The organism is Pseudomonas sp. MB-090624, assembly GCF_003205245.1.
Lineage (GTDB): Bacteria > Pseudomonadota > Gammaproteobacteria > Pseudomonadales > Pseudomonadaceae > Aquipseudomonas > Aquipseudomonas juntendi.
Window position 1 is genome coordinate 25,970 of sequence record NZ_QJRK01000012.1, and the last position, 23,816, is coordinate 49,785.

The following is a 23,816-nucleotide window of genomic DNA, read 5'->3' on the forward strand; positions in this document are numbered from 1 at the left end:
CGTATAGATACTATAATACGGAATGAGCACAAGCAAACACTATCCCCCCCGCGGGCCGCTTCTTGACCTCTGCTGTGCGTCCCGCTCGGCCTTGAGCTCACGAAGCAATTTTTCGAGCTCTGGATCTGCTAGCGCACCGCTGTATCGTTCATCGACCAAAGCCTCGATCAGCGAGCGCTTAAATTCGGCACTGCCGGTGATCCGCAACGGACCAGGTGGTGCCGTGTTCGGCATCGCGCGTAAGGCGCGGGTGATCAGCTCACTGTCTACCGCTTGGCCAGGGAAGTTGAACTGGCCGCCAAGGTCTACAAATCCCGGATCGCCAGCGGCCCGCCGGTAAATGACTGTGCCGTTTCTCCTAACTACACCGAGCATTCCATCGATCGACTGATATTTAGGATCGAGATCCCGGGCAAATTCGAAACCGTTAGCTCCTTCAGCCTTCGCTGCGCGTTTCTCGCCATATGTGAAACCTCGCAGCTGACTGATTGCCCCTGGATCACCGGTGGCTGCTTCTTGCTCAACCCATTCACGATAACTGAGCCTTTTATTAGAAGGATCATTCTTTAAATCTGCGCGCATTTTTGAAATCTTAGTTTTCAGTTCCTCTCTAGCTCTTAGTGTCTCGAACGCCAAGATACTGTAAAATGCTTTTCGATCCTTTGGATTTTTAATACGCAATTTGATATCCAGGCGCTGCTGTCTGGAGTCATCGCGTACGCGTTTGAATTGTTGCTTGACCCACTCTTTATCAACTCGGCGATATACAAATTTTGTCCGATAGGCTTCGTATCGGGCACGTAGTGCCCTGCGCAAATTAGCTCGCTCTGTGCGGCGCTGCTGACGATCTTCGGGATTCCGTCGTGGGCTTGCGAATTTTTCGTAACTCATAAGAGCCATCAGCTCTTGTGTAACTTTACGCTCCTCATAGTCACCAAGACGCTTTTCCAATCGAGCCTTAGACAAGGCCTCGTGCATGTCGCTTGCTTTGATAGGCACCAAGCTCTGTTCTTCAAGCGAATAAATACCCATGCCGCGACCTTTGGGTTTGATCCCCAACCCAAATCGCGCTAGTTCCGCGTGCAGTTTCTGCCAGGTAAGGCTTTTCTTTTTCAGAAGCGTTGCAATTGCATCGCGAGGTTCACCGCGAGAATAAGTGTGCAGACTTTCCTGGTCAAGATGACGTTCCATATCCGCAGCACGAGTAGGCTGTTTACCTTGAAATTTGGGTTTAGGCGCTGACCAGGCAATTTCAGGCGAGCCCTTTTTGTCTTTGACACTGTAGGGACCATTGTCATGAGTCCAACCATAGCGAAGCTCAAGCTCTCGCATTGCATAATCGAGCTTAAAATAATCTCTATCCGGGTACACCGCGTTATACGAATCGGGGTGAACCCGATTCACCGTCATGTGTAAGTGAACATTGTCCGTGTCATGATGGATAGCAAACACATACTGGTGCTCCGCCATACCGACCGCATCCATTGCATGCAGAGCACAATCGAAAGCTTGATCATCAGTTGGTTTCTCTGATTGCGGCCAGCTCAAGATGACATGGTAAACAGGATCCTTAACACGTGAATTTTGAGCCGCGACTGCTTTCATTTCTGCCGCGGCTGTCGCCAAGCTCAAGCAGTTGTGCTGGCAGGATACACCGGAACGTGTAACTTCCCTTACTGGTGCTCCGAGGAGGAGTCCGGATTCGAGCTCGGCGATAGCATTGAGCTCATCTCCTGCATCCCTTCTTTGAGCGGCTGCAGCATGAAACGCAAGGTTGGCTCCACGGGATCTTGCTCTTGCCGCAAAGTCAGGATGATTTCTAACAGCTTGTCGGAGATGGTTTGCTGCTGCTGCAAGATGGTGCTGAGCAACGGCAAGACGGCTTTCATGTCCATCAGCGCTTACCCCTCGTTCTGTGATGGGTCCAGGCTCGTCAATGCGGACTGGAACTGGGTGTTGATCCTGTTGATATCGACGCCAATTGGAATCAAGAGCAATTCCAATACTTCGAGCACGTTCTCGGATGGCATTTTGAGTTGCAGCATCAATTCGTCCAATCTCTCGCAAACGGTCTGCTGCTCTTTCGATATGTTCTCGAGCAGACTCAAGAATTGAGTCGTCTCTTCGGGTGTGGCCTGGATTGAGCTCATCCGTTTGTGTCTCCTTTTCTTCGTCACGTTCTGTCGCGTAGTCGACCAACGCCGAGAAGCTTGAGCTCCCATCGGCCCGTTTCGGTGGAACCTTCGCAAGCATTACGAACCGATCCTTTCGATAGCAGCTTTCAACGCCACCAGGATCTGTGCGTACTCTTTTGAAAGCTTCCCACCGCCTTCATTGAACAAGTGTTTCTGGAGGCCTCCGAGCCTCCGCAGTTCGTTGAGGATATGCCCCTCCACCTTAGACCTGGTACGTCTCCCAAGCGCAGCTGCGAGCATGAATTGACCCACGCTCTGGCCGCAGTCCTTCGCCTTGTCACGGACGATTTCCTCTTCATCCTCGAAGCACCGGATAGGTGGTAGCCGACCGGTGCGACGCCTTTGCTCACTGGTACTCATAAGCAGGATCCTCAGGTGTTCCAAGGGGTCTCGGGGCGCAGCCCTGAGCAGGGTGGTAGGCATCGCAAGGGAGTGAAACGACTGTCAGCGATGCCGGTTGGACGGACGCCATTTATGGCGGGAGTACAAACCCTACCCTGTCCAAAACTGTAGACCTAGTTTCGTATCAAGGCTATCGTACGGAACTTGACTACGCAAGGGATGCCCATAGAATCAGGGCATAGAGGACGTTAGGGGGACGGCAAAATGGGATTCACCATTTCGCAAATCGAGAAGCTCATGGGCGATCTCGAAAACCTGCCAGAGGTAGAACAACCGGACAAGCCGGTCTCAAAGCTGAAAGCAGTCGAGATGATGCAAGGATCGATAAAAGAGCTGCAATCACGCGGCTACAGCCTGGCGAAGATTTCCGAAATTTTGACTGCAGGTGGAATGCAAATTTCTGAGACAACGCTGAAAAGCTATCTCACTAGGGCGAGGGGTTCTGTGAAAGGCAAAACCCGGCGCACGCCAAAAGCCCGGGTTAAGTCTTCCGGCGAGGATCGCCAAGGCGGGAAAGAAAAATCCACTCAGGCCGGCGCGAAGGCGGCTCAGGGTGTACGTCAGGTAACAACCGGGGTAACACGAGATGGGAATCCCGGTTTCCAACCGAAAACAGATACGGATGACATTTGAGGAGCAACCCTATGAAAGAAAAATCGACTACCCAGGTTGGTCAAATCTACGTCAGCGGTGGTGGCAAAGGAGGCGTAGGCAAAAGCTTCACTACGATAGGTTTGGTTGACACTTTGATCCAAGCTGGATTCAAGGTCTTGCTGATTGAATCGGATACCTCCAATCCAGATGTTTGGAAGATGTATAAAGACGAAATAGAGTGCAGGCTGATTGATCTGGACGACGCAAACGGCTGGATTGACCTGGTCAACGTCTGCGACGAATTCCGCGATCACGTTGTGGTAGTCAACACAGCAGCACGGAACAATAAAGGCGTAGCTGCGTACGGAGAAACGTTGAACAGCACGCTCGGTGAACTGAACCGGAAACTCATCACTCTCTGGGTGATCAACCGACAGCGAGACAGTCTGGAACTGCTCAAGGAATATCGAGAAGCGCTGCCAGGATCAACTACTCATGTTATCCGAAATGCTTACTTCGGTGATGAAATCAAGTTTGAGCTTTACAACAATTCAAACATCAGGGAAAGCATCGAGGGCGCAGGCGGAAAGTCACTGATGCTGCCAGACTTGGCCGATCGGGTGAGTGATGATTTGTACAGCAAACGACTTTCGATCGGAAAAGCTTTGAAAGAATTACCAATCGGAAATCGCGCTGAACTGACCAGGTGGCGTCGCGATGTGAATAAGGTGATGGGGGAGGTTATCAATGGATGATATTGAGGTAGCTTTCGAGAAACTCTTAGGGAGGCAAGCCTCTGATAAAGAGGTGCAGGATCTCTATAGGGTTAAAAATGCATTGAATCTGCATAATAATGATTCGCTCTGGCTAATCTTAATGGCCTTGCAGTCCTACGACACGATGTATGCAAAGTATCCAGAGCTGATTGCCAGGCAGGTTGACAAACAAGTTGACAAGCATAAGTCATTGTTCGCCGAGATGGCAGACGCAGAAACAAAAAAGGCGCTCTCTACATTGTCCGTTGCTGTAAGCGAAGCTAGTCAAGCTGTTGCGCTGAAAGTTGCTGATGCCGCTCGATGGAGAGCCTGGGGATTCGTTTTATTCGCGCTTCTCTGTTTTGCCGGCTTGTGCATGACTGTCGGGTTTGTGCTTGGCAGCGGGCAGGTTCCTTATTGGGCTCAAATTGGCTCGGCAAGGGGACCACTCTTCAATATCGTCACGATAATCCTCAATGCCCCCGTCGGGTGGCTACTCCCCATTATCGCTGCTGAGTTATTCGGAGCAACATTCATATATCAAAAACCTACAATCAGGTCGGTCTTGTTGCTGGGGCTATTGCTGGCCTTATCGTTGCTTTCCCTGGGGTTTGTACTATGACAAGTGGGCCATTATTTTTTTTGGCCCATTTATTCCGTATGATACATACTATACGGAATTAGGATGTGTAATGACTCTACGTCAATACGGAGGTCAATTATGGAAGCGTACTCAAACATCAAGGCGTATCGCAGTGTCGGCCTGGACATCAAGGGCTACAAGGAAGCTGAGGCCTCCAGAGGCCTCGCGTGGTCCTGCAAAGTGTATCTCCACAAAAAAATGCTTGGGCTTGTATCCAACAATGGCGATGGCGGCATGACGCGGGTTGAAATCGATTATGCTCAGCAAACGAACTTGGTTGCGCAGTTGAAAGCGCAAGGCTACCAACTTCAATTGACCTTCCAAGGGCACGCTATGGATGAGCCAACTGAAACGCCAGAATGGCTCGACATGGCCATCACCCAGATGATCGATGAAGTTGCCCAGCTGCGGAGATTGAAACGTCTCGGCAAGACTCATCTGATCGTCCTGCAGCATTCGAACTCACCAGAATTCTCCTTCTATAAAGCGCCTCCTAGTGACACCTCGATTGCTCGTATTCGTCGTCAGCTGGGCCCGGATCTGGCCTGCGTCATGAATGCGGAAATTGCCGCCCTGTAGGGCATTTGATGCCCGATCACTGAAGGATGGACCCTATGGACTTGAAAGACATGCTTAGACAGCTCGATGAAGACCTGCTTGCCGAAATCTTGGAAGCCGCGCATTGCGCCCTGAATCGACCAGGTGCAGCCAAACGAGTAGCAAAAGCAATGAACACCTCGGTTGACCGTGTTCGGACCCTGGCCTACATCTCTGCCCAGCTCAACCTGTGTCCAAGGCTTGTGCCAGACATCAGCACAATGAAAGAAATGGAAGCATTTCAAGCGCGCTTGAGCGCTGCATAGCCTCCCTCCCCCCGCGTTCATAAATTGGTGATAAAATACGTTATCACCAATTTTGGACAGGGAGAGGTTTTGTGGACTGGTTTGACCCTCTGCGTGATTTTTTCGAACACACGCGCCGGAAATCCCCAAAAACGACCAAGCTCGAACAATCCGTTCAGTTAGTGACTGAACGGGAGAGTTCGCACCCGCTCCAATTTGGTTATCCGTCTCCGACCATTTACGCCGGCATTTATGCCGGCGCTACGCGCGTGGGTAGTATCGAATACGGTTTGAACCCGATCCTCGACCGCGTGTACGTTCACAAGATTGATGTGGACGATCAGCACCGCGCAAATGGCCATGGCCTGGCCACTTTAAAAGTGCTTCATGAACAGCACCGGGTTCCGATCGTGCCGGTTCATGTCTGGGGATCTGCACTAGGCTTTTGGTCGAAGGCAAAATCCGCCTTGGCAAAGTCTGGTGGCTCCATTGCCGCTGAAATCCGTGGTGAAGATGAGATGGATGCGGAAACTCAACGGTGGGAGCGATTACTGAACGCTAAGCCTGTCGATCCTGTAGATACCAGCACGCCTAATAGACGACGGCGGATGCGTTGATGAAAGACATTCAGATAACCAGGCAGCCTGGCAAACTCACTGAAGCGCAGTACCTGGCTCTATCTGAGGTGCCAGCTGCTACCGAGTGGTTGGCCAACATTGATAACCCGCAGACCCGCCGTGCCTACAGCATCGATATCGGCGATTTCACCGCTTTCGTGGGCATTGTCCATCCGGACCAGTTCAGAGAGGTTCAACGCGCCCATGTTCTAGCTTGGCGAGCTGACCTCGAGCGCAGAGTGTTGTCCGCCGCAACCATCCGGCGAAAGCTTGCTGCGTTGACCAGCCTGTTTGATCACCTGCTGGACAGCAACGCTGTGGCGGGAGGCAATCCCGTCCATGGCGTCAAGCGGCCTCCGAATGAAAGCAATGAAGGTAAAACGCCGGCGCTGGGCGACGACCAGGCCAAGGCACTACTTGATGCTCCAGATCTGGATAGCGTGAAGGGGCTTCGCGATCGAGCCCTGCTGGCGGTTCTCCTATACCACGGATTGCGTCGTGAGGAGGCAGCTATGTTGGATGTCGACGACCTGCAGGAACGCCGCGGCGTTCGTCATTTGAAGGTGCATGGCAAAGGTCGCAAGGTGCGCTACCTGCCACTCCATCCAGTGGCTGCAGAGCGGATCCACCAATACCTGGAAGCGGATGGCGAGCGGACCACGGGCCCATTGTTTCGCTCTGTTCGCGGACGGACCCCAGGGGCGCGTTTGCTGGCCAACGGTATTTATTCGATCATCGGGTTTTGGGCCAAAACGGCCGGCATTGCGGTGGCTGGCCTTGGTGTGCATGGGCTGCGGGCTACTGCCGCAACCAATGCTTTGGAGCACGAGGCTGATATCGCGAAGGTCCAGACCTGGCTGGGACATTCCAATATCAGCACGACGCGCCTTTACGATCGGCGTGGCCAGCGGCCGGAGGATTCGCCGACCTACAAGGTCAAATATTGACGCGGATTCTCCAGGGCATCATCAAACGCCGCGTTCGCACGTTCACGGAACAGATTGCGCCAGAAGATTGCCCATGGATTGAAAGCCAGAAACGGGCCGGTAACATAAATTGCGAACGTTTGAGAGATGTCCCCAGGCAAGCCGATTCGCTCAATCACCATTCCGAGTGCAACCGTAATGCAAACAGCCTTGATTGCACCGCAAACGACATTGACCAGCTGGTCCCGCCAAAGCATCCGGTCGCGTAGCGCAGCACGGATCGCAACTTTCCTGGCGGTATCGGCCGCGAGCCACATCCTCTCCATTTCTTCGAGCTCCTTCATACTGGCGACCAGTGCGTGGCACCGTTGTAGGCATCCCCCCCTTCAGCGATGAACACCTGACCGGCAGGGTCCACTGCGATAGCGCCTGGCTGCTCATGCTGAGGGTCGCGCAACTCATTTTTCCAACCGTATACGGTCCCCTGCCAGACCAGGACGATTCCTCCCTGATTGCATTGGTTGCTATCGCGCCAGTTCTGGGCTGTCTTCTGAAGGGTGCTGATTTCAAGTTCCATGAGTTCCTCCGCGAACAATCCATCCCGGGATTAGTGGAAATTTTTCCGATACAGCCAGTAGTACCCGCCACCCAGAATCGCTGCGAGCCCTACCCACTTCACCGCGCTCGAGGCCCACCAAGCAACCGGTGGCGTCTGCCCTGGAAACGCAAGGCCGACCGCTCCCCACTCTGTCATCCCAGGCCAAAGCCCTCCCCAGATCGACCCAACTGCCAGCGGTAGAACACCTACGGCAGTGATCATTCCAATACCATCAGGCTGGGTCTCGCACCAGAGACCTGTCCCGAGTATGCCGACCGCAATCAGCACCCCGAGCATCATCCAGGCGTGTGCGGCAAAGCTTACTTCCGGTAGCAACTGCAGCACACCGTGCGTGAAAGCCGCAGCGACTACAGCCACCAGCGCAGTACCAACCGGTATCAGCCTTTCAGTTCCTACAGACATATCGATCTCCTTGAAGTGTGATCGAGGCGCCTACGCGCCTCGCTGCGGTGTACTCACTTGATGATGCGCTGGTGCAATTCGGCCAGCGATTCCGGCATAGGAATGTTGGCAATCGAAAGCAGCTGAGCGGCAGTGGCTTTGGTCCCGTCGACCGTCTTCTGCATTTTGCCCAATACCACGCACCGATTCTCCCACATGCCGTCGCTCTTTGACGGTTGAAGCGCCTCGAGCGGTCTCAACACATGCCACTTGGCCTTGCCTGGATCAATGACCTTGGCGCTCTTCTCTTGAGGCGATAGATGCGTACCGTAAAACAGCGCTTCACGACCGAACGTCCCAAGCGCCTCCAGGAAGACCGCGTGTCCAATGACGAAATTCTCACGCACATCCGAGGCAGCGATCTTGCCGGAAACCATATTGCCCCACTGGGGGATGTACTTCTCACAACCTTCGAGGAACTCACGCACAAGATCGGCGCAGTCCATTAGCTCATCATCACTCAGGCCAGTGATAGTTTTCTCACTGAGCCCCGTAAGCAGTGTCACGAATTTTTTGAAGGCAATCAGGCTCCAGAGCTTGGACGAACGCATGCCCGGAGTACCGTTCTCGAAGTCGATCTTGCGCTTGATCGCAGGAAGCTGTGTGAGGAGATCCTGGAGCCAGGTGTTGTATGGATTGCGATGATCATACAGCGCATTGATCGCGCTGGACGGCTTCACCGCCTTGCTGTTGATGTCAGCAAAGATCTGTTGAGAGCGCTGCAGGCCTTGGTCAAAGTGAATCTGTACCGGCGCCGTTTCATGGCGCAGCGTCTCGTCGTTGCGCAGTGCCATTTCGATAGCCAGGCGCCGGTGCTGCCCATCATTGATCAGCATGGTGGCGCTCATGGGAATGTGTAGCGTGCCCAAGGGAGCACGCTTCTTTGGCGATCACTGCGTCGTACATTCCAGCCTCCGATTACCTGGTGAGAATGCACAAATGATAATATGCGTACGTACGTATGTACATACTTTTATGTGAAGGCAATGGCGCGGCGGCATAGCTAACACATATATGTATTAGGCTAAGTTTCTTCTACTGCGCTACCGTGCGCGTCTTCAAGCACTTCAACCGGTCACATCCAGCCTGGAAGCAGCGATGCCCAAATATTCCAAGATCGAACCCTACGACTGGCTTCTTGGCCAATGCTACGACCGCATTGTGGCCTACCTGGCGGGCACGACTACTAATGCGGTCCAGATCCGTCGGGCCAATAAAGGCATCCCACCATATGCGGACGACAAAACGATCAGCAAACCCTATGACCCGCTCTTGGGCACTATGTCGGACGTAGCCCTGGCAAAAATATTCTGCGTCACTGCGTACGAAATTGGCCGCCGGCGACGGCTATTGAAAGTGGATATTTACGAACCCCGCCAAGGGCAAAAGCTGGAAGATTTCGATCATCTTCTCCCGACCACAAGTAACGCGGAGATTGCACGCCGCGCAGGCTGCTCCAGACAAGCTGTCGCCCAGCGCCGCAAGAGACTGATCGTGTGAAGCCTGTCCTCCCTAGCGCGACGGTTGCCCATTTATAGCCTAAAACATATATGTTTTAGGCTAACTAACGCATCTATTTATTAGGCTCCTGAATTTCCTTGGAGCTCTTTGACCGCGGCCTCGACGCGGTCGACGTACTCTTCCTTGTGGCGCTCACGGATCACCGTCATCTCGTATATGAGCAAACTCACCTGCGGAGACAGCTGCGCTTCAATACTGGCCATGTCTTCCTGGACCACGCCAGATTTTTGCGCTGCGGTACGGCCAGGCGTACCAAAGAAAGTTAGCGCCTTTCGGAAATCTACCCCACGGCCGATTAGCCGTTCACACACGTGCTCAGCAACTGTAGGGGTGATGTCCAAGCCAGCATCACGAGCAATCACCAGCTCGGAAAACACTAATCCTCGCTTGCACCGCTTGTGCGCTGCAGCAACCCGTGCGCCGCATCGACCAGCCATAGACCTGGGATCCCCTACCCCAAGCGTCAGCATGTTCATAAACGCATCAAGAAGCTCGGCATACGCGGCCTCTATCTCCTCTTCATAGATCTGTAACAGCCTTTCTTTTTCGAGCACTTGCATAGTTTTGCCCTAACTAAAGCATATATCTGTTAGGGTACTATAGGCGGAAATCTCAGGGACTGTCAGCTCCTGGAAACGCCTTTTGTCTAACCGACGCTAGTCGCGCAGCGATTGCTGGATTACTGTATATGCAAACAGTAATTGCTGGTGTCTTTTATGAATGCCCTCACGCCGTATCCACTGGCGCCGTCGACGCAGCTGCTCCAAGTCTTGGCTGGTACTGCAGCGGGCGGTTTCCCAAGCCCCGCGGCTGACTACTACGAAGCCCCTCTGTCCCTGGATGAGCGCATGAATATTCGTGCTCCTCACGTCTGGATCGTCCAGGTTGAAGGTGACAGCATGCGCGACGCCGGCATCTTCGATGGTAGCCTCCTGGTAGTCGACCGATCAATTTCTCCGACTGCCGGCCATATCGTACTAGCTTACGTCGACAATCAACCTCTAGTGAAGCGGCTGGCCAGGTCAGCTGCAGGGTGGGTATTGGAGTCGGCAAATCCAGCGTACAAGAGCATCGCTCCCAGCGAATATGGCACCATTGAAGTGTTCGGCGTCGTGACATGGGACCTGACGCCCCATGCACACTAATCATCAGCCTATCTTCGGCCTGGTGGACGTCAACTCGTTCTACTGCAGCTGTGAACGCATTTTCAGACCAGAGCTGCGACAGCGCCCAGTCGTCGTATTGTCCAACTCGGACGGCTGCATCGTGGCACGTACCCCTGAAGCGAAAGCGCTCGGTCTGAAAATGGGAGATCCCTATTTCAAGGTGCGCTCGTTTCTGGAGCGGCATGGCGTCGCCGTGTTCAGCAGTAATTACACCCTCTACGGGGAATTGAGTCATCGATGCGGTGTCGCCATCGCGTCGTTGGTGCCGGACTGGGAGCGATACTCCATCGATGAGCTGTTTGTTCGACTGGACGGGCTACCTGAGCCGATCGCTGATGTTGGCAGGGCCATTCAAACCCGCGTGCTGCAGTGGACAGCGCTGCCGGTCGGCATTGGCATCGGTCACACGAAGACCCTAGCCAAGGCTGCGCAGCACGCCTCAAAGGTTTGGCGGGAAAGAACTGGCGGCGTCGTCGACCTGCGCAAGCCGGAAGCCGTTGAATGGCTGCTCAGACGCATGCCGGTCGATGAGGTATGGGGCATTGGCAGACGCATGCGGGAAAACCTCGCAAGCGACGGTATCAGCACAGCTTGGGAGCTCTCCCGGGCGGACGCCAGGGCCATGGGACGCAAATACAGCGTAGTGCTTGAACGTACGATACGTGAGCTGCAGGGCGAGTCCTGCATGGACCTGGAGCAATCCGTAGCGCCCAAGCAATCGATCTGCTCAAGCAAAATGTTCGGTCAGCGCGTCCATACGCTCAAAGGCCTACAGGAGGCCTTGGCGACATACATACACCGTGCCGCCGAGAAGCTGCGCATGCAGCGCTCGCTGTGCGGGGCCATGCGGATAGGCATCCAGACTTCGTTTCACGGGGACGGGGCGAAGTATGCGAACGCGGCAACGTGCATACCGCCCTACCCTACCGACGATGTACGCCAGTTGACCAAATGCGCCCTGCAGGCGGTCGAGCAGATCTACCGGCCAGGTTTCGCGTACAGCAAGGCCGAAGTCTTGCTGATGGATCTGCGCAAGCGAGGGGAGTTCACGCAGGACCTTTTCAGCCCGAGCCAGCCTGAGCGCTCCGACGCACTCATGGCTGCCATGGATCGGATCAATCGTCGGTGGGGGCATGACTGCTTGCGCACTGCTGCCGTTCCGCTGACGCCGGACTGGGGTATGCGCCGGGCTCTGCTAAGCCCCAGTTATATGACCAGCTGGGACCAACTTTGGAAGGTCGGATGCCGGTGACAAAAAAAGCATCCTCAAGGCATGCGGGGGAGATAAAACAAAGCCCGCACAGACAGGCTTGAAGGTAATATGCCACCACAATGACTCGGGGGCCGCGTGACAGGAATTCTTAAACTCAAGCCGAACCAGCTGATCGAGCACCCGAATGGGGGCCATGTGTTCGGCGTGATTCCGGAGATTGTCCGTCTGGGCGCTGCTGAAGCTTCCGTCTACCTGAAGGCCGGCCTGCACCGGATGAGGCCCGGACAGCCCGCCGCTGGCTACGGTGTCAAGCACATCTGGGAAGGCAAGAAAAAGGAGCTGCGCAGTCGAGGCTGCACCAAGGCTGACGATGTGCCGCTGTTCGTGGCGAATCTCATTGTCCTGGGCGCAGAGCTTTACCATGATTCCGCGCATCCTCGAGCGGCGATGAATCGCATCACGATCCTGCGCACGCAGGATGGGACATTGCTGCTGGAGCCGCTGATGGATCGCAACCTGGGGTTTCACTATTCAGTGGTCACCTGGACGCCGCGCACCAAGCCCATGGGCATTCAGGTTGGCACCATTGCCAAAAACCGGGCATGAAAAAAGCGGCCCGAGGGCCGCTTTCTTCTTGGTTCGAGAGGCTATAGTCGCAGCGATTCTTTAGCTTTGAGGCTCGTTTCCGTGTCTCTTGGGTCAGAATCCAATCGAGTCAAGCAGCCATACGAAGGTGGCCTATCGATTGTCCCTACGTCAGTGAGTACCAGTTTCACTGCTGCCGAAAGTCCGGGGGGCCAATACTGGACAGCCAAGCCCGGAAATGCGCGTTTGCAGTCCTCAAGACAAACTCTACCAACCCCTGAGCGATTATTCAACGGATAGTTGAATAGGGGCCAGGTTAAATGCGAAACGGCAGACCCTAAAGGCTAGAACGGCAAATCGTCATCAAAGTTATCAAAGTCAGGCTCCGGTTGGGGTGCTGGTTGGTCGGGAGCCCGGCGCGGCGGCTGACGTGGTGTTTGCTGGTGGCCAGCCTGGTAATGCTGATCGCCGCCCTGCTGTTGGCCTTGCGGACGGCCACCGAGCAGCTGCATGGTGCCGTTGATGTCGACAATGATCTCGGTGGTGTAGCGTTTGATGCCGTCCTTTTCCCACTCCCGGGTCTGCAGTTTGCCTTCTATATAAACCTGCGAACCCTTGCGCAGATATTCTCCGGCGATTTCGGCTACCTTACCGAACAGCGACACACGGTGCCACTCGGTACGCTCGACCTTTTGGCCCGACTGCTTGTCATTCCACTGCTCGCTGGTAGCCAAGCTAAGGTTGGTGACGGCGTTGCCATTAGGCAGGTAGCGGACTTCGGGATCCTGGCCACAGGTGCCGACCAGAATGACTTTGTTTACTCCTCGAGCCATGATGTCTCTCCTCTTCTCGACACGACCTCGTGCCAATTACTGTTGGTAGAGCCGGTGGTAGACGGGGTGACTTGTCGCGCTGGATAGCACCGGCCAGCAAGCCACCTGGCGCGCTAGGCCTCGGACTCTTGGTGCCGCCATTTCAAATAAGTCTCGACGCGACTGAATCCAGCAGCTGCGGCATTACGCTCAAGCAACCAGAAATTCTCACCTTCATAGACGAACTCGCGGCAATCCTCGTCGACGCGCCATAGCTCGTCCGCGATCGGCTTTTCCTTCGCCATTTCGCGTTCGAATTCTGCTTCCATAGCGGCTTCAAGCTCCGGATCGATAGGTTCGTCTGGGTCGAAGTCTTCGTGGTAATACTCACCTGGGTGATCTTGCTGTTCCCATTCCTTGTTTGCCCAAGCGCGTTTGATGTCGTCATCAGAGTACCCTCCATACACCATGGAACTGACCAGATAAGCCAGGACGCCCTGGGGGAATTCTGCCGCTTCGAGCTCGAGGAGTTTTTGCACATCGGCGGCGGCGTCGTCTTCAACGCTGTTGATGTAGCGCTCCAACTCGGCGTCTTCCGCTTTTCGTTTTTCATGCGCATCACGCGCACGCTCAGTAACAGCCTGTTGATCGATGCGCGCCTGCTCCCGAACCGCCTCCCAGTTCGGCGGCTCGGGGCATGCACCTGTCTGAACCAATGAAGCGTTGATGATATTCAGCAACGCCATGCTTTGCTCTGGAACGGCTTCGGTGACAATAGGATCTGCCGACACGTCCTCAATGACCGGGGAAAGTCCGCGCTTCATACGGCCGCTGCCTACTCGGTCGACGAGATATCGCTCGCTCCATGCCCTGCCCCGGCTTTTCTGCCCTTCCCGCTCCAAGCTCATGGTGTATTTCATGAGCCATTTGTGCATGAACCGCTGACGCTCGGGGGCCATTCGGATCGAGATATCGTGGTAACGCTGATAGAAGGCCTCATCATGGCCACATGCGATGCTGTCGCCCTGGTGAGCAACTTCGTGTTCGACCAGGCCGAAGATGTAAGCAACTGTCTCTAGTGGCTTGCTATTGAGCCGTTTGACAATATCGCTACCGATAGCCAAGTAGGTTCGCCCATCTGTCCAAGCCTCAGCAGTGTTCGATTCACCCAGCAGGATTTGCATCCGCTTTTCGCCGTGGCGAAGGGTTCCATCCCTGTATCGTTCTGCCCCAATACATGCGCCGGCATAGTGCTGGAGGCACCACCGCAGCGCTGTCCACGCTCTGCGCGTCTCCTTGTCCAGCGTTTGGCGGTCGTCAACGATCTGCGTTCTTTCGATGAAGGCATTTCGGAACGTGGAATATGCGGCCAGAGATGGCGCATCGAGCGCTTTTCCACGCCAGAACCATGGAGCACGTTCGCCGCGTTCTTCGAAGGCCTGTGCTGCCTCACTGACGTTGCAAAGGGCGCGATCAAGCGCTTCCTCGAAATCGATGTGATTGTGGCAGCCGAACCGTTCCAAGGTCTTAGGGTGGACAATTTGAATCAGACCTTCACGAGCAATAGCCTCGCCCTTGGGAATATCGTCCCCATGCTCGATCAGGGTGTATGTTCCCTTGTGCCAGTTGAATGCCTTGAGTCGGAACTCCATCAGCGTGATGTGCCGCTTGCCAGGGAGCAGCGTGATCACCTCCTCCTTTGCAAACACTTCACAGATATTCTCGTCACCGCTGAGCAACGATCGCGCCGATTTTTCCCGACGGGCTTCGGTCTTACGGTGATCCCCTAGCTTTGCCGATACAGCCTCGGCCAGGCGCCTGAACTCTTTGGCGATCGGTTTCCATACGGGGCAGGTTTTGCGCAGGATTTCTGTGCGGGAAACGTTAAGGTTGATAGCCTTTTTCGAGACGATCAGGCCTCCAGCTCCCCAGACATGAGAAGAATCATGTCGAATCAGCACACCTTGGTTGTAGATCGAGACGGGGCCTTCTTCTTTGGCCCGGTAGTAAGCAAAGTCGTCCTCGAAATCCCATTTTTCACTTGCCGGATTGCGCGTAATGACACGCCCGTTCAGCTCAACGCTAATGGGCGTGTAACGAACCAAATCGCGTATCTCCTGCACCGCAGACATCAGCTCAAGGTCATTGAGGGCTTCGTACCAGGTGCCGGTGATACTGCACCCGTTAGACGGTTCCTGGAGATCCTCAAGCTCGTAGCTGTACCCCATGACCCGAGTATCAACCTGCATCGACCAGCGATTGGATACCCACTCAGTCCTGGCATGCGCCATGATTTGGCCGCGCCCCAGACGGAACCGCCCGTAAGTCGCATCGCCTTCTTGATGCGGCGTGCCGAATCGGCCGAAGTAGCGCACAACATCCTCACGGCTCGCAAAACCGGTACCGTCGTCGACGCAATCGAATCCAGCCTTGGTCATGGTGAGCCTCACCGTGGTGGCCTTTGCGTCAACCGAGTTCATGATCAACTCGATCACTGCCTTGCCGATGGAACCGGCCTGGCTGTAGATGATGTGATGAATGATCTGCGGGTCAAGCTCAAAAGGTAGAAGCACGAGGCACCTCCTTCATGGGTTTCGAAATGGTTGCAAAGCACATCTCAGCGCATACGGCGGCGAGGACGATCCGGGGTTTCACACCCAGCCCTCACCTGTTGCGCGATCCATTCGATTTGGGGTGTGTCCAGTCCGAACCGCTGGGCGTAATCGTCCCGGTGCTGGTCGAGATCTTTGGCAAACTCTTCCGAATTGAAGTCTCGGCCTACACCCCGCAGGAACCGGCCGGCACCTTCTCTGCCTTTGTAGGTGGGATGAGAGCCATCCAGGATCAATTTCACTTCCTGGAGCAATTCGTCGTGGTTGAAGGTTTCAAGTGACATATTGCTAATTCCGTATAATGTCTTGAATACAGAATATAGCATACAAAAAAAGGCCTGTGCCCTGCCCTTTCGCACTCTGTAAAAACAGCCATTCAGGCTGTTGCTAGTAGCAACATTCAGCTGTTGCTACTAGCAACACTTGGAAAGATCCGCCCGGCGCACTAGGCGGATCAGGCGTCTACCTAGATCAGCATTGCCAATTGCCCGGTGGACTCGACCACCGAAAAGGACTTTTCGACCAGAAGGTCACTCAACAGCTTGGTCACGGCATCGTCATCGCAGTCATAGTAGGCATCGTCCAAGAGGTTGGAGAGATCTTGAAGCTTCAAACCGTTCTCAATGGCCATCGATAGGAGCCGAGGATCGATGCGGTCATATTTCCCGGCAATTTCCAAGGCTGGATGGTGATAGGCGTTGTTGGCCATGAAGAAGGCGTAAGCAAATCCTGCTGGTGTCACGCTACGTGCATTCTTCGTGGCCAGGCTGCTCCCACCGTACTGCGTGTGCATTTTTGAGCCCTCGGTGGGATGGACAGGTGCAACGGGTAAGTCTGCGTTGAAGCGGCCCCATATGAGGGTTTTCTTCGTGTAAGGCTCGCCGAGATCGCAGGGGTTGAAGCTGAGGCGCCACGGTGGAAGACCAGCTAGCTTCTCGATTCGACCTACTGGATTTTCAATCGCCCAGATCGACGGCCGATAATACTCGACCAGTCGCAGAGTCTGATGAACCAGCTCTATTGAGGCCGCAGTGCGCCCATCGAGATCCTTGGCTGCAAAGTGCCTTGCCCCTGAGTTCGCAAAATCAGTGCAAGGGCAAGCTGCGATGATCGCGTACACCTCTGCCCCTTCGAAGTCGCCGAAGTACTCCATGAAGAACTCAACGTCGAATTTGCTGACGTCACCCAGCTCTGGGTTGTCTTGAATATCAAACCGGTATACCTGGTAGCCGGCCTCAACCCAAGGGTCAGACCATTGCCCGCTCTTATCAAACAGCGACAGCACAACTTTATCGCTGTTATCGCCCGTCGAACCTTGAGACACAGCCTCTTGTCTCCAGGTGCTGATGACATCAGCAGCATCGTCCAGGGACAGCATGCCGTGAGTCCGAGCCTTGGCGCTGAGTCGGATAACCTCTCTTGCCAAAGGGGCTGTGAATAGGCGATGAACGCCCTCCTCCGACATTTGCTGAAGAACTGAAGCATATGGGGTCACAAATTGGCTCACTGGAATTGGTGTGAGTGAGCGCTGATGCTCTGGGGCACTGCTTGGGGAAGATCGGACGGGAGAAAAACCATTCATGCTCTTGCTCCTAGACTGGTGGGCCTGCAGGGGAGGTAGCCGCCTCGCCTGCAGGATGTCTAACACAAGAACATTTTACACGTACGTACGTACGCATTCAATGATATTAATGCGAGTATGCCACGCTGGCCCGAGTTACATTGTCTGGTACTTTTCCATGTGGCTAAGCACTACTTGTCTATCAGCATGCACCAACGAGCACGCGGTAAAATCCCCCTCCCACACAGCGGTCGCCCATGTTCCATCAAGCCCTGCTTGCCAGAATGCACCCCACTCGCCGCTTGGCAGCTCTAGCAAGAGCCAGTCTGGAAACGGACATTGCCTAGCCAGGCTCAGAACGTACCTGACGTGATGTGGTTCACTAGGCATTCCCATGCGTTTCGCTCCGTTAGCTGATTGAACCCACCCCGATCGGGGCGGGCTTGGCCATGCTCAATTTCGCGTGCCTTGTGTCGCAAATTCAGAAGCATCAATCGAATCAAGGAAAGCTGCGAGCTTGTCCATGATTTTCTGAGGGTCCACTTCCTTATCGATCTTGAATTCAAGCTTGCGCCCATTCAAACGAACTGAGCCAACCCCTTGCAGCTTCCGAGGTTCTGCCATCATGGGCTTAGGACCGCTACAAGCAGCAAGCTTCTGCCCAATCATGCGAAGCGCGGCCTCCTGGCCAGTCCCCTTCTCGGCCATTTGAATCACAATGCGATGGACGATGTTCACATCCGCCTTTGAATGCTCTACAAACTTTTTCGCATAGTTCGCTGTAATCAAGTGGGGTTTGGTGTCCAGAATTTCCTTGATCTGTTCGGGCAGCTGAATAAGGTCAAGGCAGCGGTTCACGACTGTGTGATCTACACCAAGGCGTCGAGCCAATGCCCGCTGGCTTTTATCAGCGCCTTTCAGCATGTATCGCTGATAACTCACAGCTTTTTCGTAATCAGTGAGCTCATTTTGGAGGTTGTCGGTGATTGCCAAAAGCATCGCCATGTCGTCTGACATTGGCTTTACATGAGCCATGATTTTGTCGCGACCCAGCATTTTGTGAGCCCGCCATCGGCATTCACCGCCGATAAGCTCGAAACGCTCCCCTACAGGCCGGATTGTAATCGGTTTACCCAGGCCCACAGAGTCAATCGAGCCAGCGAGCTCTTCAAGCTTGGCTTGATCGAAGAACATCCTTGGCTGATACGGCGAGGGATCGATCTGCTCAACCAGGACCTCCTCGAGCCATTCGTCCTTGAGTATGAGTTGACCTTCTTGAGCGCCTTGAGCAATGAGATGCTTGTTATCAGTCTCATGCTCAGATCCCATGGCCTGCTGGAGCATCGCCGCCCTGCTGCCACGGCTACCTGTGGTTGGCGGCATTTCCGTAGGCTTGCGCAGTGATGCCATTGCCGTGCTTGGCTTGCCTGGGTAGTCGGTGGATTTCATTAATCACCCTCCTGTGTTGCTACTAGCAACACTCCAATCTGCTGTTGCTACTAGCAACAAAATCGTTGCGTGTTGCTAGTAGCAACACCTTTGAGAATATGAGCCCTGTTGCTAGTAGCAACACTCACTCTTGGGGCTGAGCAGCAACACGGCGGATCTTCTCCAGAACCTCGGCATGCACTGCGCGAGCGTTGTCGATGGTGTCCCGATTAGCACCCTTCCAGAACATCAGGGGGACACCGTCATCGAGGGAGTTCACATAGTCTGCAGAGTGATAAATCTTTTCCTCTGTCACGCGACCTGGGAAAAGCTGGTTCAGTCTGTACAGGTTGTTCAACATCCGAGGACGCCCCTTTGCAAACATGGTCGGCACAGCTACCAGTTCAGGGGCGAAACCGTATTCGCGTGCGAAACCAGCGCACCAGTCATGCAGTCGCAAGATCGCCTTGAATGAGAATTTGTCCATTCGAACTGGGCTCATGAGCAGATCGCTTGCCGCTACCGAGTTCTTGGTCAGGCGCGAGCCTGCGGGGGCGTTATCGAAAATGATGACGTCGTATTGCGATAGGTCGCAGCCTGAAATCTTGCCGGCTTTACCATCTTCAACCCACTTCGCGTACCACATATCCGAATTATTGGCTGCGTCCAACGCCACGCCCAGGTCTTCTAGCGATGCGTCGGCTGGGATCAGGTGGGGGCCATTTTCACCAAAGGGTTTCTTGATGACTTCATCAAGCGTTTTGGGTTGGAACGAACGCATGCGAAGCATTGGGCTGATCAAGTGGCCGAGGTGACCATCAACGATGCGGTCAGCAGGAATTCCAAGCTCCTGCAGATCTTCTGGAGTAGCGTCCGGGTCGTAGCCGAGCATGCTCGACGTATCACCCTGGGGATCATTGTCGACCAAAAGAACGCGCAACCCGGCGAGAGAACAGGTAATGGCCTGGCCGACCGCTGTGGTGGTTTTGTTGGTGCCACCCTTCGAGATGTAGGTGGACATGACCACCTGGCGCGCCAAGCCCTTCAAGTGACCAAGTTCACGGCGAAGTGCTGCCAAATCGAAAAGGTCCGATGGCGTATAAACCCGGGAGGTCACGGTTCCGCGCGGCACACGACGGATCTCGATGTTGTTCGATTCTTCGATGTCTTTCAGGCGCCGAGTCGTAAGGCCAAAGCAGTCCGCGGCGAAACGGGGCGTGAAAAACAACTCATTGAAATCCACGTAGGTTGCAACATCTTCGACCATTTCCACATTCGAGTTCATAGCACTTCTCCGTTTTGCTGTTGCATTCAGTATAGATCCTGAACTCCTGTTGTAAACCGTGGAATTCAGGTTATTTTAATTTTTTAGCCTGATAACCTGAATCTTTTGGCCGATTGTGTTGCTAGTAGCAACGATATGAGCGGCCCAAGCACTCGCGCAGGCGCCTACGCCGCAGCAAGCGAAGGCTGAGAGCATCTGAAAGGGGAGGGGGAGGGGATTTGTGGCAAAAAGGCGCTAAGCAGGGCTCATTGCGAACCCGCTTTGAGGGGTTACTTCGTGGGTGGAGTTGACTCGATGCCCCACATCATCTCAAGTGCCTGCTCGATCAGGAATGACATAGCAGTGTTTTGTTCGAATGCCTGCTTGCGAAGGCGCTCATGGTAGTCGTCGCGCATGGTGATCGTTTTGGCGCTCCGCTTAGGTTGCGAAGGTGCTGGCGCAGCGTCTTTACGTGATGCCATGAACAGGCCCCCATATGGATTGAAGTCGCGACAATGATAAACCGTTTGCTTATTTATAGATACGTACGCACGTACAATGCGTACGCATCATTTAAGCCCCTTACTGCTGCTCAACCAACCTCGCACCGCGGCCGTCATTGGCGCCACGCTTCAAGTCGGACAGCTGTTGGATAGTGTCCTGGAGGTTGCGCAAGACATATGCAGGAAAGCCTGGTTTACCCTCGGAATGACGCACTTTCAGATCGTCGATGTGGTCACTATCGAATCCCAAACGAGTAAGGCCCAAATCATCGCCCTCTACTAGGGCACGATTCGCGGAGATCATTACTGAATGGGCTTCTTCCAGTTTTTTGATTTCATCATCGATGTGGAGGGTATCGTCGCGATCAACGGACCATAGCGAAATGCGCTTCATGATATTGCTCCTAGACGCTTGGTTAGCCTGGTAGCCGCCAGGCACAACTCGGTGGGTTTCCTTACACACACTATACGTATGTACGTACGCATACAACACTATTTGTCGGCGATATACGACGACTCGGCTAGTTTTTCTATCGGGTGTCGCGGTTTGCTGAGACATTTAGCTGGAGCCGACGCCTCCGTGCGCACTCTTTTGAGCAGCCAGCAAGATCAGCCAAGGCCTGGTCAGACATCGCCCCCTGCAAATGGTCGAAGTTAGCGATTGCTGATCGCTTGAAGGTGGGCTTCTCCAGTTGCTTCATACGCTTGATGACGAAGTAGGCCGATACGCCAGCGAGCTCGGCGATTTCAGCCACAGGGCGCTTTGCTAGAAGATATTGATACTTGAGAAGGGCAGGGGGGGTGGACTCGGCGAGGGCAAATCGTTCTTTGCCAATCTTGAGCCTGCGCCGCCGAACAGCTTCCGTGCTGCAGTCAGCTAATTCAGCAATGGCCTGGTCAGTCCGTTCCCCCATCAAATGATCGTATTGCTCAAGCCTAGATCGCGCCGGCATTCAACCCTCCATGTCTCGCTTTTCAAGCGCAGCGAACCAATCCAATTCCCCTTTGGCAGCCAGCTCCTCGAGGAGCGATTGCTCATCGCGCGTGTAGAACACGATCCGATGAGGCTTCACACTGGTATCCAACCCCATGTGATAGTCCGGCAACAGGTCTCGCTGAATAATCTTGCGGATCTCCGCTCTGTAATGGGTGAGGCTCTGTTTTGAGCCACATTTTTGCTGCAGCGCAACAATGTCCGCGGCCCAAATCATCTTGCTACCCAAGTGCTTACGAGCGAGTTCATATAACCGCCGTTCAAGAGGCATCCGCAGCCCAAAGTAGCGCCGATCAATGCTCATCACTTCAAAATGCAGGAAGGCGTTGTAGATCCACTCTGACAGCACGACTTCGCATTCCAACACGCCTTTGCCATTGGATGCGGTCTTGGTGACGGTGTAGTCCTCGATCCAGCCAAATCCCTTGGTCTGCTCTTGACCACCAGTAACGATATTGGTTTCGAGCTGAGTCCCTTTTAATCGCCGAAGCATGTCCAGGACGTTCGAATACGCGTTTCCACCAGGATCGCGGGATGTACCTGTCAAAAAATCGTATGTGTCGAACTTAACGCGCTTGGAAATTGGCATCCCTGCTTTGCGTGCCTCGATGATCTGCGATCCGAGGAACAGCAATAGGTCTTTGTCGAAAACGGTGGCGGCACCGATCACTGGCGGGATGATGCGTACCCGCTTGTTCGTTCCGGGCTGGCTGTACTCACGAACGCTCGTATCTGGTTTGGTCGACAAGCTGAAAAGCGGAAACTCCATGCTGGCCAGGTCATCCTTAACTGGCCATTCAACAATGTTCGCCTGGAACATGTCGGTCTGTACGTAGGGTACTACGTTCGCTTTTCGACCTCTCTTGAGAGGCTTATCATCTTCCGCTGCCATATCGGCCATCTTCATCTCGATCATTACGCGTTCCCGCCATTGTACACAGGTAGATAGCAACGCTTGTGCAGCTGCCGACTCACCCTGTGTATCAGTTTTGTGCAGGCCTCATCCGAGGCCAATACGGTTCGTATTTCACCGACACCGTGCTCTCCAGAGATTCCCCAGTTCCGCATTGCCACGGTGTGACCAATCAGATCGACGAGGATCCGCAGCTCGTAGAAACGCGCACCACGTTCCCATCTAGCGTAATAGGGTCGGTTGAGGTACCTGGTTGCAGTCGTTATCATGTGCGAACCCAGACGCTCCTAGACGAGTTCATTTCTGGTAGAAGCCCGGAACCGGTAGCCGCCGACCGGGCTTCGCTCTGCTTACGGCAAGACTTTATCGTCGTAGAGCATGACCATCTCAGCCATTACACACAGCTCCCCCTGCACCTTGGCCATTAAGCCGCGGCAATCGCCTCGCTCCAGGACACCTGCATCCCACAATTTGCACAGCTCCGCATAGCTGTAAGTCTGCATCGGCCAGTCACAATGCCGAACGAACGTCCAACCATGGCTATCCCGAAACTCACGGGAATATGAAGCGCCCATGATCACAAATTGTCGGCCATTAACCTTCACCGTTGGAACAGTCGGGACCTTGTCGCCCGCCTCTGCGAACGCTGCAGGGCAAACAGCACCATCCCAGCGGTGAGAGTCAAGCTTATGCAGGTGGACAACGTCACGATGACTGGCCCGAAAGAAACTCGACTCCCACGGTACGAACTCACACCAGCAACGCTGTTCAGCGCTTTTCAGCCAGGCCTGCACGACTATTGAGCCGACGCCAGGAACATGGATGCCCAAGGTTTGCGAGCGCGGTGCGCGGCGCTGCTTGAAACGGCAACCATTCACACCACCAGCGTCTGCAAGGAATGACAAATCCGCCCATTGGTCCATGGACACAGGCAATGCCGATCGCCACATAAACGAGCCAGTTTGAACGGTGTCGGTACCGCAGCGCTTTTCCTGAAGCAATGCTTGAAGACATGATTCGATGCTCTGCTCGAACAGCGGTCGGACTTCGGCGGGTACGTCATGCAATCGGGCAGCTGCAGTGTCAAGCATCGCCTTATAGGCATCATGGGTATATTCAGGCGAGCACCAGCTCTCGCTACCGCCGAAAGCAGCTTCAGCGACAGTTTCATCAAAACTCAAGCCCATTTGCACAGGATTCATCTTCTGCA

The 23,816-nt window shown here is 54.3% G+C and carries 29 protein-coding genes; 12 read left to right on the top strand and 17 right to left on the bottom strand.

The window, feature by feature from the left end:
- Positions 1-39: 39 nt before the first annotated feature.
- Both traI and mobA read right to left on the bottom strand, forming a co-directional pair.
- The gene (traI, locus tag DMX12_RS08770; RefSeq protein ID WP_193936644.1) at positions 40-2,253 is read right to left on the bottom strand and encodes a TraI/MobA(P) family conjugative relaxase; all 2,214 of its coding nucleotides are present in this window, start codon (positions 2,251-2,253) and stop codon (positions 40-42) included.
- On the bottom strand, positions 2,253-2,555 hold the full coding sequence (mobA, locus tag DMX12_RS08785; RefSeq protein ID WP_009682506.1) for a plasmid mobilization protein MobA: 303 nt from the start codon (positions 2,553-2,555) through the stop codon (positions 2,253-2,255). The genes traI and mobA overlap by 1 nt, the downstream gene beginning before the upstream one ends.
- Before the next feature lie 246 nt (positions 2,556-2,801).
- Here mobA and DMX12_RS08790 point away from each other — a divergent pair, with 246 nt between their 5' ends.
- From DMX12_RS08790 to DMX12_RS08820, 7 genes are all read left to right on the top strand, one after another.
- On the top strand, positions 2,802-3,230 hold the full coding sequence (locus DMX12_RS08790; RefSeq protein ID WP_009682507.1) for a hypothetical protein: 429 nt from the start codon (positions 2,802-2,804) through the stop codon (positions 3,228-3,230).
- An 11-nt stretch (positions 3,231-3,241) separates the two neighbouring features.
- Positions 3,242-3,946 carry a protein mobD gene (locus DMX12_RS08795; protein WP_009682508.1) on the top strand — a complete coding sequence of 235 codons (705 nt, stop codon included), beginning with the start codon at positions 3,242-3,244 and terminating at the stop codon, positions 3,944-3,946.
- The gene (locus tag DMX12_RS08800; RefSeq protein WP_009682509.1) at positions 3,939-4,568 is read left to right on the top strand and encodes a hypothetical protein; all 630 of its coding nucleotides are present in this window, start codon (positions 3,939-3,941) and stop codon (positions 4,566-4,568) included. The genes DMX12_RS08795 and DMX12_RS08800 overlap by 8 nt, the downstream gene beginning before the upstream one ends.
- 99 nt (positions 4,569-4,667) lie before the next feature.
- Positions 4,668-5,168, top strand: a complete 501-nt coding sequence (locus DMX12_RS08805; RefSeq protein WP_009682510.1) for a hypothetical protein — start codon at positions 4,668-4,670, stop codon at positions 5,166-5,168.
- A gap of 35 nt (positions 5,169-5,203) precedes the next feature.
- Complete coding sequence (locus DMX12_RS08810) at positions 5,204-5,452, top strand: hypothetical protein (RefSeq protein ID WP_009682511.1); 249 nt, start codon at positions 5,204-5,206, stop codon at positions 5,450-5,452.
- A 71-nt stretch (positions 5,453-5,523) separates the two neighbouring features.
- The gene (locus DMX12_RS08815; RefSeq protein WP_009682512.1) at positions 5,524-6,048 is read left to right on the top strand and encodes a hypothetical protein; all 525 of its coding nucleotides are present in this window, start codon (positions 5,524-5,526) and stop codon (positions 6,046-6,048) included.
- Entirely contained in the window at positions 6,048-6,995 is a 948-nt protein-coding gene (locus DMX12_RS08820; protein WP_009682513.1) for a tyrosine-type recombinase/integrase, read from the top strand. The genes DMX12_RS08815 and DMX12_RS08820 overlap by 1 nt, the downstream gene beginning before the upstream one ends.
- Here DMX12_RS08820 and DMX12_RS08825 read toward each other — a convergent pair.
- The 4 genes from DMX12_RS08825 to DMX12_RS08840 are packed head-to-tail and all read right to left on the bottom strand — an operon-like array spanning position 6,977 to position 8,903.
- A complete protein-coding gene (locus DMX12_RS08825; protein ID WP_125854363.1) occupies positions 6,977-7,318 on the bottom strand; it encodes a hypothetical protein in 342 nt (113 codons plus the stop codon). The two genes, DMX12_RS08820 and DMX12_RS08825, sit on opposite strands and share 19 nt — an antisense overlap.
- Positions 7,315-7,551: a hypothetical protein gene (locus DMX12_RS08830; protein WP_009682515.1), complete on the bottom strand. Its 237-nt coding sequence runs from the start codon at positions 7,549-7,551 to the stop codon at positions 7,315-7,317. Before DMX12_RS08830 ends, DMX12_RS08825 begins: the two co-directional genes overlap by 4 nt.
- Positions 7,552-7,581: 30 nt before the next feature.
- Positions 7,582-7,995 carry a hypothetical protein gene (locus DMX12_RS08835; protein WP_009682516.1) on the bottom strand — a complete coding sequence of 138 codons (414 nt, stop codon included), beginning with the start codon at positions 7,993-7,995 and terminating at the stop codon, positions 7,582-7,584.
- A gap of 53 nt (positions 7,996-8,048) precedes the next feature.
- On the bottom strand, positions 8,049-8,903 hold the full coding sequence (locus DMX12_RS08840; protein ID WP_255751494.1) for a DNA sulfur modification protein DndB: 855 nt from the start codon (positions 8,901-8,903) through the stop codon (positions 8,049-8,051).
- Positions 8,904-9,132: 229 nt separating this feature from the next.
- Here DMX12_RS08840 and DMX12_RS08845 point away from each other — a divergent pair, with 229 nt between their 5' ends.
- Positions 9,133-9,534 (top strand): AsnC family protein, encoded by a 402-nt coding sequence (locus DMX12_RS08845; RefSeq protein WP_009682518.1) that lies wholly within the window; start codon positions 9,133-9,135, stop codon positions 9,532-9,534.
- Positions 9,535-9,614: 80 nt separating this feature from the next.
- On the opposite strand, the gene DMX12_RS08850 is transcribed toward DMX12_RS08845, so the two are convergent.
- Positions 9,615-10,115 carry a hypothetical protein gene (locus tag DMX12_RS08850; RefSeq protein ID WP_009682519.1) on the bottom strand — a complete coding sequence of 167 codons (501 nt, stop codon included), beginning with the start codon at positions 10,113-10,115 and terminating at the stop codon, positions 9,615-9,617.
- A gap of 156 nt (positions 10,116-10,271) precedes the next feature.
- Between DMX12_RS08850 and DMX12_RS08855 the strand changes: the two genes are divergently transcribed.
- From DMX12_RS08855 to DMX12_RS08865, 3 genes are all read left to right on the top strand, one after another.
- On the top strand, positions 10,272-10,700 hold the full coding sequence (locus tag DMX12_RS08855) for a LexA family transcriptional regulator (protein ID WP_009682520.1): 429 nt from the start codon (positions 10,272-10,274) through the stop codon (positions 10,698-10,700).
- On the top strand, positions 10,690-11,973 hold the full coding sequence (locus DMX12_RS08860; RefSeq protein WP_009682521.1) for a Y-family DNA polymerase: 1,284 nt from the start codon (positions 10,690-10,692) through the stop codon (positions 11,971-11,973). Before DMX12_RS08855 ends, DMX12_RS08860 begins: the two co-directional genes overlap by 11 nt.
- Before the next feature lie 96 nt (positions 11,974-12,069).
- Positions 12,070-12,540 (top strand): hypothetical protein, encoded by a 471-nt coding sequence (locus tag DMX12_RS08865; protein WP_009682522.1) that lies wholly within the window; start codon positions 12,070-12,072, stop codon positions 12,538-12,540.
- 323 nt (positions 12,541-12,863) lie between these two features.
- Here DMX12_RS08865 and DMX12_RS08870 read toward each other — a convergent pair whose 3' ends face one another.
- Together DMX12_RS08870 and DMX12_RS08875 are read right to left on the bottom strand one after the other, a co-directional pair.
- Positions 12,864-13,352: a single-stranded DNA-binding protein gene (locus tag DMX12_RS08870; RefSeq protein WP_009682523.1), complete on the bottom strand. Its 489-nt coding sequence runs from the start codon at positions 13,350-13,352 to the stop codon at positions 12,864-12,866.
- Between the two features lie 113 nt (positions 13,353-13,465).
- The gene (locus DMX12_RS08875; protein WP_009682524.1) at positions 13,466-15,904 is read right to left on the bottom strand and encodes an ATP-binding protein; all 2,439 of its coding nucleotides are present in this window, start codon (positions 15,902-15,904) and stop codon (positions 13,466-13,468) included.
- A 14-nt stretch (positions 15,905-15,918) separates the two neighbouring features.
- On the opposite strand from DMX12_RS08875, the gene DMX12_RS08880 reads away from it, so the two are divergent.
- Positions 15,919-16,224: a hypothetical protein gene (locus DMX12_RS08880; RefSeq protein WP_009682525.1), complete on the top strand. Its 306-nt coding sequence runs from the start codon at positions 15,919-15,921 to the stop codon at positions 16,222-16,224.
- 185 nt (positions 16,225-16,409) lie between these two features.
- On the opposite strand, the gene DMX12_RS08885 is transcribed toward DMX12_RS08880, so the two are convergent.
- From DMX12_RS08885 to DMX12_RS08925, 8 genes are all read right to left on the bottom strand, one after another.
- A complete protein-coding gene (locus DMX12_RS08885) occupies positions 16,410-17,321 on the bottom strand; it encodes a DNA cytosine methyltransferase (RefSeq protein ID WP_228393790.1) in 912 nt (303 codons plus the stop codon).
- Between the two features lie 636 nt (positions 17,322-17,957).
- A complete protein-coding gene (locus DMX12_RS08895; RefSeq protein WP_009682527.1) occupies positions 17,958-18,953 on the bottom strand; it encodes a ParB/RepB/Spo0J family partition protein in 996 nt (331 codons plus the stop codon).
- A gap of 124 nt (positions 18,954-19,077) precedes the next feature.
- Positions 19,078-20,217, bottom strand: coding sequence for a ParA family protein (locus DMX12_RS08900; RefSeq protein ID WP_009682528.1), 1,140 nt, complete (start codon positions 20,215-20,217; stop codon positions 19,078-19,080).
- Between the two features lie 269 nt (positions 20,218-20,486).
- Entirely contained in the window at positions 20,487-20,678 is a 192-nt protein-coding gene (locus DMX12_RS28960) for a hypothetical protein (protein ID WP_125854362.1), read from the bottom strand.
- A 100-nt stretch (positions 20,679-20,778) separates the two neighbouring features.
- Positions 20,779-21,093, bottom strand: coding sequence for a hypothetical protein (locus tag DMX12_RS08905; RefSeq protein WP_009682530.1), 315 nt, complete (start codon positions 21,091-21,093; stop codon positions 20,779-20,781).
- A gap of 136 nt (positions 21,094-21,229) precedes the next feature.
- Positions 21,230-21,652 carry a hypothetical protein gene (locus DMX12_RS08910; RefSeq protein ID WP_009682531.1) on the bottom strand — a complete coding sequence of 141 codons (423 nt, stop codon included), beginning with the start codon at positions 21,650-21,652 and terminating at the stop codon, positions 21,230-21,232.
- Positions 21,653-22,609, bottom strand: coding sequence for a replication initiator protein A (locus tag DMX12_RS08915; RefSeq protein WP_009682532.1), 957 nt, complete (start codon positions 22,607-22,609; stop codon positions 21,653-21,655).
- A 347-nt stretch (positions 22,610-22,956) separates the two neighbouring features.
- Positions 22,957-23,808, bottom strand: a complete 852-nt coding sequence (locus tag DMX12_RS08925; RefSeq protein ID WP_023662975.1) for a hypothetical protein — start codon at positions 23,806-23,808, stop codon at positions 22,957-22,959.
- Positions 23,809-23,816: the final 8 nt, after the last annotated feature.

Excerpts from the sequence above, each read along its gene's own strand:
- traI (WP_193936644.1), bottom strand. The coding sequence starts at position 2,253 with ATGCTTGCGAAGGTTCCACCGAAACGGGCCGATGGGAGCTCAAGCTTC.
- mobA (WP_009682506.1), bottom strand. The coding sequence starts at position 2,555 with ATGAGTACCAGTGAGCAAAGGCGTCGCACCGGTCGGCTACCACCTATC.
- DMX12_RS08790 (WP_009682507.1), top strand. The coding sequence starts at position 2,802 with ATGGGATTCACCATTTCGCAAATCGAGAAGCTCATGGGCGATCTCGAA.
- DMX12_RS08795 (WP_009682508.1), top strand. The coding sequence starts at position 3,242 with ATGAAAGAAAAATCGACTACCCAGGTTGGTCAAATCTACGTCAGCGGT.
- DMX12_RS08800 (WP_009682509.1), top strand. The coding sequence starts at position 3,939 with ATGGATGATATTGAGGTAGCTTTCGAGAAACTCTTAGGGAGGCAAGCC.
- DMX12_RS08805 (WP_009682510.1), top strand. The coding sequence starts at position 4,668 with ATGGAAGCGTACTCAAACATCAAGGCGTATCGCAGTGTCGGCCTGGAC.
- DMX12_RS08810 (WP_009682511.1), top strand. The coding sequence starts at position 5,204 with ATGGACTTGAAAGACATGCTTAGACAGCTCGATGAAGACCTGCTTGCC.
- DMX12_RS08820 (WP_009682513.1), top strand. The coding sequence starts at position 6,048 with ATGAAAGACATTCAGATAACCAGGCAGCCTGGCAAACTCACTGAAGCG.
- DMX12_RS08825 (WP_125854363.1), bottom strand. The coding sequence starts at position 7,318 with ATGAAGGAGCTCGAAGAAATGGAGAGGATGTGGCTCGCGGCCGATACC.
- DMX12_RS08830 (WP_009682515.1), bottom strand. The coding sequence starts at position 7,551 with ATGGAACTTGAAATCAGCACCCTTCAGAAGACAGCCCAGAACTGGCGC.
- DMX12_RS08835 (WP_009682516.1), bottom strand. The coding sequence starts at position 7,995 with ATGTCTGTAGGAACTGAAAGGCTGATACCGGTTGGTACTGCGCTGGTG.
- DMX12_RS08845 (WP_009682518.1), top strand. The coding sequence starts at position 9,133 with ATGCCCAAATATTCCAAGATCGAACCCTACGACTGGCTTCTTGGCCAA.
- DMX12_RS08850 (WP_009682519.1), bottom strand. The coding sequence starts at position 10,115 with ATGCAAGTGCTCGAAAAAGAAAGGCTGTTACAGATCTATGAAGAGGAG.
- DMX12_RS08855 (WP_009682520.1), top strand. The coding sequence starts at position 10,272 with ATGAATGCCCTCACGCCGTATCCACTGGCGCCGTCGACGCAGCTGCTC.
- DMX12_RS08860 (WP_009682521.1), top strand. The coding sequence starts at position 10,690 with ATGCACACTAATCATCAGCCTATCTTCGGCCTGGTGGACGTCAACTCG.
- DMX12_RS08870 (WP_009682523.1), bottom strand. The coding sequence starts at position 13,352 with ATGGCTCGAGGAGTAAACAAAGTCATTCTGGTCGGCACCTGTGGCCAG.
- DMX12_RS08880 (WP_009682525.1), top strand. The coding sequence starts at position 15,919 with ATGGGTTTCGAAATGGTTGCAAAGCACATCTCAGCGCATACGGCGGCG.
- DMX12_RS08885 (WP_228393790.1), bottom strand. The coding sequence starts at position 17,321 with ATGCTGTCCCTGGACGATGCTGCTGATGTCATCAGCACCTGGAGACAA.
- DMX12_RS08895 (WP_009682527.1), bottom strand. The coding sequence starts at position 18,953 with ATGAAATCCACCGACTACCCAGGCAAGCCAAGCACGGCAATGGCATCA.
- DMX12_RS08900 (WP_009682528.1), bottom strand. The coding sequence starts at position 20,217 with ATGAACTCGAATGTGGAAATGGTCGAAGATGTTGCAACCTACGTGGAT.
- DMX12_RS28960 (WP_125854362.1), bottom strand. The coding sequence starts at position 20,678 with ATGGCATCACGTAAAGACGCTGCGCCAGCACCTTCGCAACCTAAGCGG.
- DMX12_RS08905 (WP_009682530.1), bottom strand. The coding sequence starts at position 21,093 with ATGAAGCGCATTTCGCTATGGTCCGTTGATCGCGACGATACCCTCCAC.
- DMX12_RS08910 (WP_009682531.1), bottom strand. The coding sequence starts at position 21,652 with ATGCCGGCGCGATCTAGGCTTGAGCAATACGATCATTTGATGGGGGAA.
- DMX12_RS08915 (WP_009682532.1), bottom strand. The coding sequence starts at position 22,609 with ATGATCGAGATGAAGATGGCCGATATGGCAGCGGAAGATGATAAGCCT.
- DMX12_RS08925 (WP_023662975.1), bottom strand. The coding sequence starts at position 23,808 with ATGAATCCTGTGCAAATGGGCTTGAGTTTTGATGAAACTGTCGCTGAA.